At 66.9% G+C, this 14,642-nt stretch carries 12 protein-coding genes and 1 pseudogene; 11 read left to right on the top strand and 2 right to left on the bottom strand.

The genetic code is table 11. The features are described from left to right. The first annotated feature begins 72 nt into the window (after positions 1 to 72). Together KJS59_RS29690 and KJS59_RS29685 are read left to right on the top strand one after the other, a co-directional pair. Positions 73 to 5,241, top strand: a complete 5,169-nt coding sequence (locus tag KJS59_RS29690; RefSeq protein ID WP_213457155.1) for a polymorphic toxin-type HINT domain-containing protein — start codon at positions 73 to 75, stop codon at positions 5,239 to 5,241. A 2-nt stretch (positions 5,242 to 5,243) separates the two neighbouring features. Beyond that, a complete protein-coding gene (locus KJS59_RS29685) occupies positions 5,244 to 5,624 on the top strand; it encodes a DUF6188 family protein (protein ID WP_213457153.1) in 381 nt (126 codons plus the stop codon). A gap of 510 nt (positions 5,625 to 6,134) precedes the next feature. Here the strand turns inward: KJS59_RS29685 and KJS59_RS29680 are convergent. Continuing rightward, positions 6,135 to 6,698: a GntR family transcriptional regulator gene (locus tag KJS59_RS29680; protein WP_213457151.1), complete on the bottom strand. Its 564-nt coding sequence runs from the start codon at positions 6,696 to 6,698 to the stop codon at positions 6,135 to 6,137. Between the two features lie 156 nt (positions 6,699 to 6,854). Here KJS59_RS29680 and KJS59_RS29675 point away from each other — a divergent pair, with 156 nt between their 5' ends. From KJS59_RS29675 to KJS59_RS29655, 5 genes are all read left to right on the top strand, one after another. After that, the gene (locus tag KJS59_RS29675; protein ID WP_213457149.1) at positions 6,855 to 7,178 is read left to right on the top strand and encodes a hypothetical protein; all 324 of its coding nucleotides are present in this window, start codon (positions 6,855 to 6,857) and stop codon (positions 7,176 to 7,178) included. A gap of 26 nt (positions 7,179 to 7,204) precedes the next feature. Continuing rightward, complete coding sequence (locus KJS59_RS29670; RefSeq protein ID WP_213457157.1) at positions 7,205 to 8,542, top strand: FtsK/SpoIIIE domain-containing protein; 1,338 nt, start codon at positions 7,205 to 7,207, stop codon at positions 8,540 to 8,542. Positions 8,543 to 8,642: 100 nt separating this feature from the next. Next, positions 8,643 to 9,992, top strand: a complete 1,350-nt coding sequence (locus KJS59_RS29665) for a replication initiator (RefSeq protein WP_249715128.1) — start codon at positions 8,643 to 8,645, stop codon at positions 9,990 to 9,992. Next, positions 9,989 to 10,180 (top strand): helix-turn-helix domain-containing protein, encoded by a 192-nt coding sequence (locus tag KJS59_RS29660; protein WP_213457145.1) that lies wholly within the window; start codon positions 9,989 to 9,991, stop codon positions 10,178 to 10,180. Before KJS59_RS29665 ends, KJS59_RS29660 begins: the two co-directional genes overlap by 4 nt. Continuing rightward, positions 10,170 to 11,453 carry a tyrosine-type recombinase/integrase gene (locus KJS59_RS29655; RefSeq protein ID WP_213457143.1) on the top strand — a complete coding sequence of 428 codons (1,284 nt, stop codon included), beginning with the start codon at positions 10,170 to 10,172 and terminating at the stop codon, positions 11,451 to 11,453. The genes KJS59_RS29660 and KJS59_RS29655 overlap by 11 nt, the downstream gene beginning before the upstream one ends. A 52-nt stretch (positions 11,454 to 11,505) precedes the next feature. Here the strand turns inward: KJS59_RS29655 and KJS59_RS29650 are convergent, their stop codons facing one another. Then, complete coding sequence (locus tag KJS59_RS29650; protein WP_213457142.1) at positions 11,506 to 11,799, bottom strand: flavin reductase; 294 nt, start codon at positions 11,797 to 11,799, stop codon at positions 11,506 to 11,508. Positions 11,800 to 11,995: 196 nt separating this feature from the next. Between KJS59_RS29650 and KJS59_RS29645 the strand changes: the two are divergent. The 4 genes and pseudogenes from KJS59_RS29645 to KJS59_RS29630 all read left to right on the top strand — a co-directional run bounded on the left by KJS59_RS29645 (position 11,996) and on the right by KJS59_RS29630 (position 14,262). Further along, positions 11,996 to 12,741: pseudogene (locus tag KJS59_RS29645) on the top strand (XRE family transcriptional regulator). Continuing rightward, on the top strand, positions 12,738 to 13,211 hold the full coding sequence (locus tag KJS59_RS29640; protein ID WP_213457140.1) for an NUDIX domain-containing protein: 474 nt from the start codon (positions 12,738 to 12,740) through the stop codon (positions 13,209 to 13,211). The pseudogene KJS59_RS29645 and the gene KJS59_RS29640 overlap by 4 nt, the downstream one beginning before the upstream one ends. Positions 13,212 to 13,394: 183 nt before the next feature. Further along, complete coding sequence (locus KJS59_RS29635) at positions 13,395 to 13,769, top strand: polymorphic toxin type 24 domain-containing protein (RefSeq protein WP_306345209.1); 375 nt, start codon at positions 13,395 to 13,397, stop codon at positions 13,767 to 13,769. 55 nt (positions 13,770 to 13,824) lie between these two features. Next, positions 13,825 to 14,262 carry a hypothetical protein gene (locus tag KJS59_RS29630; protein WP_213457138.1) on the top strand — a complete coding sequence of 146 codons (438 nt, stop codon included), beginning with the start codon at positions 13,825 to 13,827 and terminating at the stop codon, positions 14,260 to 14,262. Positions 14,263 to 14,642: the final 380 nt, after the last annotated feature.

Genomic DNA, 14,642 nt, shown 5'->3' with positions numbered 1-14,642 from the left:
CCTCACACCTCGTGCGACGACTACTCACCCACGTTCTGGTCCACGAAACGGCTGGCGAAGATTACCACCAAGGTGTGGGACACCACGCGCAGTCCAGCCGCGTGGCAGGACGTGAAGTCGTGGACTCTCGACCATGGCTTCCCGCCGACCGGTGACGGCAGCGACCATCCCGGGCTGTGGCTGAACTCCATCACTCACGCCGGGCATGTCGGCGGGACGGTCACCATGCCGCCGGTGTCGTTCACGCCCGTGTCGATGCCGAACCGGGTGCTCACCAAGACCAACACCAGCAACAACTGGCAGCGGATCGGGAACATCGTCACCGAGACCGGCGCAAAGATCCAGGTCACCTACAGCCTGCCCGAATGTACCGCGTCGAACCTGCCGACAGCGGCGCACACCAACACCATGCTGTGCTATCCCGTGATCGGCCCCGACCCATATGATCCGGACGGGGCGGAGATCACCGAGTGGTGGCACAAGTACGTGGTGACTCAGGTGTCGGAGTCAGATCTACGCGTCATGGTCGATGGCTCGGACCACGGTGCCCCGACGAAGAACACGTCCTACAAGTACGTTGGTGACCCGGCGTGGCACTACGCGGACGACGACGGCCTGATCAAACCTAAGCGCAAGACGTGGAACCAGTTCCGCGGCTACGCAACAGTCGAGACCCGCGCCGGCGACGCCCCGAACCAGACCCTGACCGTGACCACCTTCCTGCGCGGCATGCACGGCGATCGTGCCGCGCCATCGGGTGGAACCCGCCAGGTCCCCGTCGCAGCCTCCATCGGCGAGAGCGTGAACGACGAGGACCAGTTCGCCGGCATGATCCGCGAGCAGGTGACCTATGACGGCGTGACGAGTAAACCCGTGTCCAAGGTGGTCAACGTGCCTTGGCTGTCACCCCCCACCGCCTCGCGAACGATCAACGACGACACTGTCACTGCCCGGTTCACCGACATAAAGGTCACATACCAGGCGACCGCGCTCGGCCTCAACGGGCAAGGAGGGTGGCGGACCACCCGCACGGAGACGAAATTTAACGACACCTATGGCACGCCGGACTGGGTGCAGGACGACGGTGATATCGCCAAGACCGGCGACGAGCAGTGCGTCACGTACACCTACAACCGGAACACCGACAAGAACATCGTCGCGACGGTCAAGCGGACGAGCACGACCGCGCTGACTTGCAACAAGTCCCCGGCCAGCACGGACGATGTGATCTCCGACGAGCGTAACTACTACGACGGGGCGGACAGCCCCGATACCGTTCCCTCCGTCGGTGCCGTCACCAGCGTCGAGCACCTGAAAGACTGGACTCCGGCCGGCGGTACGTCGTGGCAAACCACCAGCCAGACCACCTACGACACCTTCGGCCGGCCGCTGACAGTCACCGACGTGCGAGGCAACACCACCACGACGACCTACACACCCGCCTCCGGAGTAGCGACCAAGGTCACCGGGAGTACGCCGGACCCGAACGGCGGCATCGCGTGGAGCAGCACCCTCGACGTCGCACCCTACTGGGACCTGCCGGTACGGGCCACGGACCCGAACAACCGCGTCACCGACGCGGAGTACGACCCGCTAGGGCGTCTCGCCCGCGTCTGGAAGGTCGGCTGGGACAAGGCGTCCAACCCCAACAGCCCATCCGTTGAGTACAGCTACGTCTACCCCGCCGGCTCCGGCTACCCCTACATCCGGACCAGGCAGCTCAACGCCGCCGGCGGCTACCTGACCAGTTACCAGATCTTCGACGGCTTCCTCCGGCCCCGTCAGACACAAGGTTCCGCGGTCGGCGGGGGGCGCGTCGTCACGGACACCATCTACGACAACGTGGGCCGGGCAGCGGCCCAGTACGCCGCGCACGTCGAGCCGGGCGATCCGGTGGGGGAGCTGTGGTGGGAGCCGGAATGGTCCGTTCCCGCCCTGACCAAAACCATCTTCGACAACGCCTCCCGGCCCGTCAGTGAAACCTTCTACGGCACCGATGGGGTCAGCAACCTGATCGTCAAGTGGCGAACCACCACCTCCTACACTGGCGACACCACGACCGTTACTCCGCCCGAAGGCGGCACCCCGACCACCACCGTCACCGACGCCCAAGACCGCATGGTCGAGCTGCGCGAGTTCACCAGCGACCAGGGCGTGACCGGCCCCTACCGGGCCACCCGGTACAGCTACAACCGCAAGGGCCAGTTGTGGCGGCTCACCGACGCGGGCGGTAACGAGTGGACGTCCACGTTCGACGTCAAGGGCCGCCAGATCGAACAGAACGACCCCGACACAGGCCGCACCACCAGCGAGTACAACGACTTCGACGAGCTGACCAAAACCACCGACGCCAACAACGCGACGCTCGCCTTCCAATACGACAAGCTCGGCCGCAAGATCGGCGTATACGACACCAGCATCTCCAGCGCGACCAAGCGGGCCGAATGGAAGTACGACAAGCTGTTCACCGGGCAGACCTTCCGCGGGAAGCTCACGGAAACCATCCGGTACGAACCAGCCGGTTCGGCGAACGCCTACAGGCAGCGCGTCGCCGGATTCAACACCCGCTACCAGCCAACCGGCGTCTCCTACGTCATTCCCACCATTGAAGGCACCGGCCCGGCCGGGACGTGGACCTACGCCTACTCCTACTCCACCTTCGACGGCACACCAACGGCCATCGGCTACCCGGCAGCGGGCGGACTCACCGCGGAGACCGTGACCGCCAAGTACGACAAGGTCACCGGCCTGCCGACATCGCTGGAAACCAACCTCATCGGGCTGGGCACCTACGTCAGCGGCCAGACATACACCGCGTTCGGCGAACCGAGCATCACCACCCGCCAAACCAGCGGAAGCACTTATGTCGAGGACTCGACCGAGTACGACCTGACCACCCGCCGCATCAGTCGCACCCTGGTCCAACCCGAAACCGCCACCGGCACCGTCTCCGACCGCCAATACAGCTACCTCGACGCCGGCCCGATCCGCTCGATCAGCGACGTACCACAGGTCGGCAGCGCCGACACCCAGTGCTTCCGGCAGGACACTCTAGGGCGCCTGACCTCCGCTTGGACACCCAAAGCGGGCCTCAACTGCGGCACCGATCCAAGCGTCGCGAACCTGGGCGGGCCGGCCCCGTACTGGCTGGACTGGACCGTCAACCTCGTCGGCAACCACACCAAGGAAGTGTCCCGCACCGCCGCCGGCACCACCACACGCGACTACACCCACCCCACCAGCGGCGCCGGCGTCGCTCGGCCACACGCTGTCACCAAGGTGACCACCACCAAGCCAGACCAAACCTCAGTGGTCACCAGCTACGACTACGACACGACAGGCAACACCACCTGCCGGCCCACCGGCGACACCACCAACACCTGCCAACACGACGCAAACTCACAAGTCCTCGAGTGGAACCCCGAAGGCCGACTCGCCACCGCCACAGCCGCCGGAAAGCCCATCGAGACCAACATCTACGACGCGGACGGAACCCGCTGGCTTCGCCGCGACGCGGCCGGCACCACCCTGTACCTTCCAGGCCAGGAGGTCCGCCGCGAAGGGACCAGCATCACCGCCACCCGCTACTACAACTTCACCGGCAAACTGATCGCCTCACGCAACCGCACCGGCCTGACCTGGCTCTACACCGACCACCAAGGCACACAGACCCTCAGCATCAACGCCAACAGCCAAGCAGTCACGATCCGACGGCAAACACCCTACGGCGGTCCCCGCGACACCCCGCCAGTGCCCTGGATCAACACAAAGGGCTTCGTCGGCGGCGACAACGACCCAACCGGACTGGTGCAACTCGGAGCACGCCACTACGACCCCAGCCTCGGCCGGTTCGTCTCGGTCGACCCACTCCAAGACCCGAAACAACCGGAACAGTGGAACGGCTACGCCTACGCCAGCAGCAGCCCGATCAGCCGCAGCGACCCGAGCGGCCTCATGGCCACAGAGGGAAAGGTAGGTGGCTGCGTCGGGAAATGCCCGCCACCGCCACCTGCAGGTGGCGGCGGCGGAACCGCCCCGGCCAAGCAAGAGTCGCGGTGGGACAAGTTGGAAGCGTTCATCGCAGGCGCCAAGACCGGCATCGACCGTTACCCCCACGATACTGCCGCAGCGATCGCCGTAGCCATCGAGGACCCGATCGGCACCCTGAAAGGGATGTCGGCAGAAGCTGTCGCCTGGCAAATAAAGTACGCCCCCGGTAACCCCGCAATCGGCTGGAGTTGCGTCTTCAGCGGGATATGTAGCGCCTACGAGAAGTGGCAGGACGGCGACTACTACGGGGCCGGTATAGAGGCTGGCGGCATGCTCGCGGGAGCGCTTCCCGGCATCGCCATCTCGATCGTCACCGCCGGCGCGGGCATCGCAGCCACGGAGGGAATAACCGCGATCCGAGCCGTTACCGTCGCCCTACGCGCAGCCACGGGCATACCCGAGCGGCCCAAACTCCCCGGTATCAGGACGAAGCCCATACCCTGCAACAGTTTCGCCGCCGGCACGGAAGTCCTCCTCGCCGACGGAACACGTACCCCCATCAAAGACGTTGAGGTCGGCGACATCATCCTGTCCACGGACCCCACCACCGGGGAAACCCGGGCAGAACGCGTAACCCACCTGCACCTCAACCAAGACACCGACCTGACCGACCTGACCGTCCAGGAGCCGACCGGCGCCAAGACGGTCATACACACCACCCAAGAACATCCCTTCTGGGACGAGACCGCACAACAATGGGTGAACGCCAACCAACTGCCCGCCGGTCACCAGCTACACAGCAGCGACGGCGCCACCACGGCGACGGTGCTGGCGGTCACGAACCTCACCGGCATCCAGACCATGTACAACCTGACCGTCACCAACCTCCACACGTACTATGTGATGGCCGGCAACACGCCGGTGTTGGTCCACAACTGCGGCGGAGAGGTTCCGGCACCTTCGATGGCCGGCAAGCCGCTCGGTCCTCATCGTCCTTCTGGAGTCGGCGATGACTGGATAGCGAGAACGGCTGATAATGGAAAGGGTAGTGTTTGGCAGGCTCCTGGATCAACGGGGAACGCGGACATGGTTCGCACCATGAACCCGACGACCATGTATCCGAATGGGTATGTACGCTTTTATAACAGGCATGGTCAGCCGATCGGGCTCAATGGAAAGCCGGGCTCGAAGGCTGAAACGCACATTCCAATGAACCCCGATGGAACATATCCGCTGCCGAATGGATGGTAGAAGTGGATCTCAACTTGGGAGGCCAGTCGGTAACCCGGGTCTGCTTCGATGCCAGTTTCACGATCCTTACCAGTGGGGACTGTGAACTGCGCGTCGAAACCGAGTCGATCATCAAAACGCCTGCTGGCGACTTGGTGAAGTTCGACCCAGAGTCTCCAGGGAATACCGTCATCTACCTGACGAAACTAGTGCGTGAAATTGTCACTTCCGCTGAAGTGGGAAGCGTCGGGAATCTACTAGTAACATTTGGGAGCGGTGCGGAACTGACTGTTGCTCCGCATGCCGAGTACGAGGCCTGGGGGCTTGTGGGGCCGAAGGAAAGGCGAGTGACGTGCATGCCTGGGGGTGAGGTTGCGCTGTGGAGCGAACGGAATTCGTCGTAGAGGGCTCTCCAAGACGCTTCCCATTGCGCATTTTGCCCGCCTCGACGATGGACCGGTCTAACGGAAGCCGTGTGCGGAGGATTGAGCGATGATTTGGCCACCGCTCCTTGGCCTCCTCGGGCGCCGTCAGGGACGGTCACACTCCGTGATGGGAGGGCGTTGGTGGTTGCCCCGGTCCGCCCGGTTTGCCGTCACGGTTGCCGTCAGCCAATTAGTGTCGTCGGTGGTGATCGATGTAGCCGAACGCTGGGCGGTGCACTGTGGCGCGCCGCGTAGCGGTGCGGCGTCGATCCCCGGAACCGCTCGCTCAGGGTGGTCGGTGAAGGGATCGTCACGGCCTCGGCCGGTGAGTCGTCCGGGCACAGGATGAGTGGCCGCTGTCGTTGGGCGTGCGCGCGGGGCCGTAGGCCGTAGCGCGTGCGCGTGCGTCCGGCGTAGCCGGGCGCTCTTGATCCTGTAGAGCAGTTTTGAGCCAGTCGGATCTTGGTCGAGGGCCTTGGTCCGGCTGGCTTACTGCTTCGGCGTGCGGTTGCGGCTGCTACGGGGGCGCTTGGCGGGTGGCGGGGCTTTCTCGTCGTTGCTGGGGCGTCGGAGGTGTTCGGGTTGCTGGGCGAGGTTGCCTCGGTCGGCCTGGTATTTGATCACTGCGTCGATGAGGTCGTTGTTGGTGTCGGCGTGGCGCAGCAGTTCGTGTAGGGCTGTGTTTTTGTCGTCGGTGGTGCGGGCGTGGTGGTAGCGGATGGTGATGGCTTGTTGGTCGGCGAGGTAGGCGGCGACTCGGCTTCGGAGGTCGGGGTCGTCGATGGGTTCGCGGAGGACGCCGCCGCGTAGTAGGTCGAAGGCGTCGGGGTGGACGAAGGTGCCTTTGCCGGCGACGCTGTAGGTGATGCGCCGGTGTTGGAGTTCGCGTAGTGCGCGTTGGGCGGTCATGGAGGCCACGCCGTAGAGGTCGGCCATCTTGCGGGCGGACGGTAGTGGGTCGTTGGGGTTGAGGCGTCCGTCGCGGATTTGGTCGAGGATGTCGTCGACGACCTGCTGGAACAGGGCTCGCTTGTCGTCTGGGTCGTGGGCCATGCGCTGATCGTAAGCCATCACGAGCTGATCAGGCGAGACAGGCGTCACATGACACTCATGTGCCCAAACCTCTTGACCGTCACGGGTGTCACGTGACACTTATGTGCACGGGACGCACGCTGCAGTGGCGTGGGCCGGAGTAGAGGAGAACACAACATGTTGGTGTTGCCGATTGATGGCAGCCAGATGCTGCTGGTGCTGGCTGTGCCGGCGCCGCAGTTCAAGGACAAAGCCAACGGGGTAGCCGCGACTGACAGGGTCACGGGTGCGCCGTTGATGGAGGTGCCCCTGGCGTTGACGGTCGAGGGTGGGCAGCCGCAGGTGTTGCGGGTGTCGGTGCCGCAGCCGTCGGTGCCGAAGGACCTGGCCGTGGGGCAGATGGTGCGGGCGTCCGGATTGACGTTCGTGACGGGGGAGAAGAACGGCCGGGCCTGGCAGATCTTCCGGGCGTCGGCGTTGACGGCGGTGAAGCCCGGATGATCCATCCCCCTGATACCCGCCTGGTCGTGGCGGTGCCGGCCATCGTGCTGGCGGTCGCCGCCCTGGCCGTACTCGTGTGGCTCGGCGCGCACGCCGTGCGGTACCTGGCGGCGGACAAGCAGGTTCGTCCGGTGCTGCGAATCGCCTGGCGGATCAGGTACACGTGGCGGCGGACCGCCCGCCGGGTCGGCCTTATGCAGACCGAGCGGGTCCACCCGCCATGGTGGTCGAGCAGGCCGCCGGGCACGGTCGTGACCCGGGAGTTGATCCCGGTGGTCACGGTGGCGGCCGAGCGGTGGGGCGTGCGCGTCGACGCTTCCACGGTGGGCCGGCTCGGCGTTGAGGAGTTCACCCAGACGGCCGGGCATCTGGCCGACGTGTGGCGGTTGCCCCTCGTCAGGGTGGCGCAAGTCCGTCCCGGCCTGGTCCGGATACGGGCGCTGCTGCACGACCCCCTCACCCAACCCGCGACCTGGACCGAACCGACCGATGCCGAGTCGGACCCGGCGGTGTGGGTCGCCGGCGCGGACGCCGACGGCCAGCCGGTCACGATCCGCTCGGCCGGTGTCTCCGGCGTGGTGGTGGCGGGTTTGGCGGGTTACGGCAAGACGTCGTTCCTCAACGCCCGGTTCTGCCAGCTCGCCCCGTCGTCGGCGGTGCAGTTCGTGTTGATCGACGGCAAGGGCGGCCCGGATTACGACGACCTGTTCACCCGCGCGTGGCTGTCGGCGAAAGACGACCCGGAGCAGGTCCGCGACCATCTGGCTCGGGTGCGGGAGTTGATGGTCGCCCGTCAGCACGCGATCCGCTTGGTGCTCGGCGTGAAAAACGTGTGGCACGTCGGCCCGTCCGCCTCCTGGCCCCTGGTCGTGGTGGTGATCGATGAGGCGCACACGTTCCTGAACGAGACCAAGGGCACCGACGCGCAGTCCAAGCGCCTCGACGCCCTGGCCCGGGAGACCGCCCGGCTGGTGGAGGAGTTGATTCGTAAGGGCCGCAACGTCGGCATCCAGGTCGTTCTGGCGACGCAGAAGGCGACCGGTGATGCGATCCCGACGAAGATTCGCGATAACTGCCAGGTCGCGATCAGCTTCGCGCAGCGCACCTCGGAGGCGGCCACGGCCGCGCTCGGCTCGGACATCACGGCCGCGCCGGATGAGCACCCGCGTCGCCTGCAAGACCCGGCCTATGTCGGTGTCGCCTCGATGGTGGCGCAGGGGCGGCCCGGGTTCACCCTGGTCCGCACGCCGTACGTGCCGGACGCGACCGCCGATGCGATCGCCACCGCGACCGCTCACCTGGTCCGCGACCCGCTGCACCTGTTGACCACGGGAGAGGCGGTGGTCGATGCCGCACCCCGATGACGAACTCCCCGGGCAGAGCGGCGGCCCATTCCGCCAAGAACACTCCGCCGCGCTGCCCGGGTCCAGCCCCTATCCCAGCAGTGAGAAGGAACCACCCTCGATGATGTCACCCCAACCCATACCGGCCGACCCGGGCGGCCTGCTCCGCGTGGCGGCCTCCACCGGCCTCGCCCAGCAGGTCGGCCAGTGCCGGCATCCAGTCGCTATCGCCGGTAGCAGTCTGCTCGTCGAGCGGAGTACCGGCCGGCTCGTCGACCGCCTGGACCCAACGGCCTCACCGGGCCGGGTGGTCGGGTTGCGCTGCCGCAGCCGCCGCGCGTCGGTCTGTCCGGCTTGCTCGGCGTTGTACAAGCTGGACGCCTACCACCTCATCGCCGCCGGCCTGCACGGCGGGAAGGACACCCCGGCGCAGGTCGCCGACCGACCCCGGCTGTTCGTCACGGTGACCGCCCCGTCGTTCGGGCCGGTGCACCTCGGCCCGGACCGGCACAGCCAGCCCCGCCCCTGCCATCCGCGCGCCCGGCGTGCGGCGGCTCGTCGTAGCTGTGGCCGGTGGCACCTCGCCGCCGATCCGACGATCGGCACGCCCCTGGACCCAACCGGCTACGACTACCCCGGTCAGGTGCTGTTCAACGCGCACGTCGGACTGCTGTGGGCACGGTTCACCACCGAGACGCGTCGTGGCCTGGCCGCTGCGGCCGGCCTGCCCCGCGCGGTGGCGGCCCGGCAGGTGCGGGTGGTGTTCGCCAAGGTCGCCGAGTTCCAGGCCCGAGGCGTGGTGCACCTACACGCGATCGTCCGCCTCGACGGCGCCGACGGCCCGTCCTCGGCCCCGGCCGGCTGGGCCAGCACCGACTTGCTCGACCACGCCATCCACGCCGCGATCCGGCGAGTCGAGGTGACCACCCCAGCCTGCCGACGGGTGCCAGCCCGACAGTTGAGGTGGGGCCGGCAGGTCGACGTCCGCCCCATCGCCCGCGCTGACGGCCTGTCGGAGACGGTGGTGGCCCGGTACGTGGCGAAGTACGCCACCAAGGTCGCCGAAGCGGCGGGGATCGACCTCGGCCCGATCTACTGCCGCGCGTGCGACGGCCACGGCACCAACCCCACAACGGCGGTGCTGTGTCACCGATGCGCGGGGAGCGGCCGGCGACCCCGGGTCAGCCTGCGGCACCTGAGCGGGCACGCCCGTCGGCTGGTCGACACCTGCTGGTGGCTGGGCGGCCAACCCGGCCTCGGTCGACTGCGGCTGCGCCGGTACGCGCACACCCTCGGCTTCCGGGGCCACTTCGCCACCACATCCCGCACCTACTCCACCACCTTCACCGCGCTACGCGCCGAACGGCGTAGCTGGATGGCCGACCGGCGTGCCGAGCGGGCCGGCGTCGATCCGGCGGGCGTGCTCGTCGTCGGTGACTGGCGCTACGTCGGCCCCGGAGGTGGGGCGTGACCGCTGATCTGCTGACTGTCGCCCAGGTCATGGACCGACTCCAAGTGTCCAAGCACACCGTCTACCACCTCATCCGCACCCGACGACTCCGATCGGTACGCATCGGCCGGTGCCGCCGCGTCCCCGCCACGGCGCTGGCCGCCTACCTGCGCGAGTTGAGCGGGGAGGTGACCGGACATGGCCGGTAGGAAACGCGCCAACGGTGAAGGCACCGTCTACCAGCGCGCCGACGGCCGGTGGGAAGGCGCCGGCTACATCCAAGCCGCCGACGGCAGCAGCCGACGGGTCCGCGTCTACGGCGCCACCCGCAAGGAAGCCGCCGACAAGCTGGCCGCCAAACTCGCCGACTCCCACCGGGGCCTACCCGCGACCGCCGACCCGACGCTCACCGTCGCCGACTACCTCACCCGCTGGCTCACCACCGTGGCGGTCCACCAGGTACGGCCCACCACCTACGCCAACTACGTCACCTACATCCGCCAGTTCCTCATCCCCGCACTCGGTCACCGGCGGCTCGCCGCGCTCACCGTCACCGAGGTCCGCACCTTCCTCGACACCATCCAGACCGTGTGCCAGTGCTGCGCCCGTGGCTGGGATGCCCGCCGCGACCCGCACCACCGGCGCAAGGACCGGCGGCCCCGCTGCTGCGCCGTCGGCGCCTGCTGCCAGCGCCACGTGAAGCCGGCGACCGTCCGCTACATCCGCGCGGTCCTGTCCGCCGCCCTCGCCCACGCCGTACGGGAGGAACTGCTGTACCGCAACGTCGCCTCCCTGGTCCGCCTTCCTACCCCCGCCCGTAGCCGATACCAGCCGTTCACCGCCGGCGAGGCCCGCAAGTACCTGTACGCCGCCGCGTTCCACCGCCACGGCCCGCTGTTCGAACTCGCGCTACGCACCGGCATGCGACGCGGGGAAATCCTCGGCCTGCAATGGTCCGACATCGACCTCGACGCCGGGCACCTGTCCGTACGCCGCACCCTCGCCCGCACCAAAGGCGGCATGACCTTCCAACCACCCAAGACCGAAGCCTCACAACGGCGGATCCTGCTACCCCGCGACTGCATCGCCTCGCTGACCCGCTACCGCCAACGGCAGGACATCGACCGGCGGGAAGCCGGCGACACCTGGACCGACCTCGACCTGGTGTTCGCTACCGCGACCGGCGGACCCCTCGACCCCGCCAACGTGCACCGTCAGCACGAAACGATCTGCTACCTCGCCGAGGTCCGATACATCCGCTTCCACGATCTCCGACACACGTGCGCGACGCTGCTGCTGGAACAAGGCGTCGAACTCGTCACCATCAAGGAACTCCTCGGGCACGCCCGGCTCCACGTCACCGCCGACATCTACGCCCACGTCCGACCCCGCCTGCACCGCAACGCCATCGAAGCCATGAACCGAGCCCTACAACCCGACGACACCGACCTTGGCGACCACACCCCACCCGCCGACGACTGATACCCGACCAGCGGCGCCCCGACCAGACCCATGATCCTAGTCGGGGCGCTTGCTACTCGTTGCGCAGTGCCGCCGAGCGTGGCCAGGCGAGGAACCGCGCGTGCAGGACCCCCGACGGGGTGTGCGGCAGGTCCTCACACGCCTGCACCAGGTACGCCGACAGGTGCAGCATCAGCGATATCCGCGCGCCGGTGAACTCCGCGACGAGCTGCCGCTTACGGGTCCGGCACGGCCACGCCGCCCCGCACCCCGCGCAAATCCACTGCGGCCGTACCGGCTGATGTACCGACACCCACCCCACCACCCCTTCGGATCGTTGGAAGGGGGAAGGGGCCACCGTCGACATCCGACCCGACCACTCCCAGGGCCGGCGGCCCCTTCCCCCTGGCACCCGCCAGCCCGGCGATCTCCGCAAGCGAACCGGCGAGGCCCTGCCGCTGAACCTACGAACCAGCCCAGGGCACCCCAACGTCCCGACGGACACCAGCCTGGACACTTCCACGGCCCTGGTACGTCCCGCCGTGTCCACTACCGTGGACGGTATGAGTCACCGCCTCCGCGCGGCCATGCTCCGCGCCCACCTCGACCCGGCCGCCCTCGCCGCAGCCGTCGGTGTCGACGTCAAGACCGTCACGCGGTGGCTCGCCGGTCGCGTCCCCCACCAACGCACCCGCCTCGCCGTCGCCGACGCCCTCGGTGAGGCCGAAGCCGACCTGTGGCCCCAGACCCGCCCCGACCAGGCTCCGGGCGCGGAGTCCACCGCTGAGGTCGTCGCCGCCTACGCCCACCGCGCCGACATCCCTCACCACGTCTGGGCGGCCCTGCTCACCGGCGCCACCACGCGGATCGACTTGCTCGGCTACGCCTACCCGTTCCTGCTGGAACTGCTGCCCAACACCATGCAGATCATCACCGACAAGCCGCCAACGGCGCCCGGGTCCGGCTCGCGTTCGCCGACCCCGACTGCCCGCACGTCGCCGAACGCGACGCCCTCGAACAGATCGGCGGCACTCTGCCTGGTCGGATCCGCAACGCCCTCAACTTCTGCGAACCCCTCCACGGGGTTCCTGAGGTGGAGATCGGCCTGCACACCGTGCACCTGTACAACTCGGTGTTCCGGTTCGACCATCAGATGATCGTCACCCCGCATTTGTACCGCGCCCGCGGCTACCAACACCCCGCCCTGCACCTGCGCGAACTCTCGCCGCACGGCATCTTCGCCGCCCACGCCGACCAGTTCGAACAGATCTGGCAAACCACCACCGCCTACGCCAAGGAGACCCGGTGACCGGCCGGCGCGACTACTACCACGACCCGAACGCCCCCACTGCGAACAGCCTCGTCCCCAGCGCCGCCGCCATCGTCACCGACCAGCACGGCCGCGTGCTGCTGCAACGACGCACCGACTCCGGCAACTGGGCACTACCCGGTGGTGCCATGGATATCGGCGAAACTCTGCAACAGTGCGCCGTCCGCGAGGTCAAGGAAGAGACCGGCCTCGACATCGAGATCACCGGCCTACTCGGCATCTACACCGACCCCGCACACGTCATCGCGTACGCCGACGGTGAGGTCCGGCAAGAGTTCACCGTGACCTACCTCGCCCGAGTCACCGGCGGCACGCTGACCGTCAGCGACGAATCCACCGAGGTCAGCTTCATCCACCCCACCGACTTCGACCACATCCCCATCCACGACACCGTCCGACTCCGCCTGCACCACCACGCCGAGCAGCGCGACACCCCCTACCTCGGATAACGCCACCCATCGATGCCCTGACCGCTGAAGAGCGCAGACGTCTCCCCAGGTTGCCGTCACCGTCGCCGTCAACACCGATAAGCTTCGATGCGGTGAGTTGGCGCTACGCACGAAAGGCCAGGTGAAACGCCATGAAAACGTAAGTCACACTGCGTGACGGGCTGAAAATCCCACACGTACTATGTGATCGCTGGGTCGACTCCGGTCCTCGTGCATAACGATAATGGCGGCATTGATCTCAGCAAGGCGACGCCTTGGCAGGGGGGTCGATTCCCGGTGGGCGGCGCAATTGATGCCGGCGGACCGGCGAACGGAATTCTTTACCGCACTCAGAATGGGGTCATTAGCAACTACGCCGTATACGATGCGGATGGAGTCATCTTGCGGCGAGTTGATTTGGTAGGTGCCGCACATCCTGGTGCGGGCGGCGGACTGGTGCCGACACCCCACGTTCAGGAGTTCAGCCGGAACGTGACTCCCGACGGGCGGGTCTTCCCGCAGCAAAGCAAGATTGCAACACCGGCTGGCCCGGGGGATCTTCCGCGCGTCGGGTGCTGATAGACGCAAGTGGGACGATACTGGGGTCCGAAGAGTAGAGAAAGGCAGGTAAGCCGTGGATCTTAGCAAGCTTCCCCAGCTAGAGGGCTGGATCAGGGCTGGCGAGGAGTTCGATCCAAGAACCTTTCTGCAGTCCACAGCGACCGTGGGCGAGGCTGCCGCCATGTCGACGCTCTTCTGGCCCGAGTTCACCGAGTATCGTAATGGCGTCTTCTTGCGCTTTCTCTTCGAGCGGCATGGAGTCGATGTCTGGTTCGATGAACTAAAGGGAGACAAGAGCGCAGTTGAGGGTGTTGTTAACCACGTTCATTTGTGGGACGTGTTCCCACCGAAGTCAGAAGCTGAATACACCGTGTTGGCTGAGCTGGCCCCGCGCATTGCGGCGATGTGGTGTGCAGCGCTCAAATCCGCATTCCCCGCGCGAGAATTCGTTGTCTCTGTGGCCGATGCGTCAGAGGATTACGGGCCCACGATATCGATTCGATCAGCCTGACTGCGCCGCTACCCGACGTATCGGTGCCACTGTGTTGTGGGTGGGTGGGCGTGGTTGTCCGCCTGGGTTGCTGTCACGGTTGCTGTCAATCACCCGGTACGTATGTAAATTAATATATGAAAGGGCGAACGACAGTGGCGAGGTTTTCCGGTGGCGCGGCGCGTAGCGTCGCGGCGTCGATCGCCCGAAGTGTCGCGGTGCTTGCCGTGTGAAGCGATCGTCACGGCCTGACGACCTCGATAGGCATACTCGCGAGCTGCGTTGGTTGTCGTCTGGCCCGGATTGGGTGCCGGTGCGTCGGCGCGTGCGCGCGGGGCCGGGACGGCTGTAGCGCGTGCGCGTGCGTCCGGCGTAGCCGGGCGCTCTTGATGTTCCTGTAT

Source organism: Rhizomonospora bruguierae (genome assembly GCF_018397995.1).
In the GTDB taxonomy this organism is placed as follows: domain Bacteria; phylum Actinomycetota; class Actinomycetes; order Mycobacteriales; family Micromonosporaceae; genus Rhizomonospora; species Rhizomonospora bruguierae.
The sequence above is the reverse complement of the archived record's forward strand: the minus strand, read 5'-3'. Positions and strand labels throughout refer to the sequence as shown.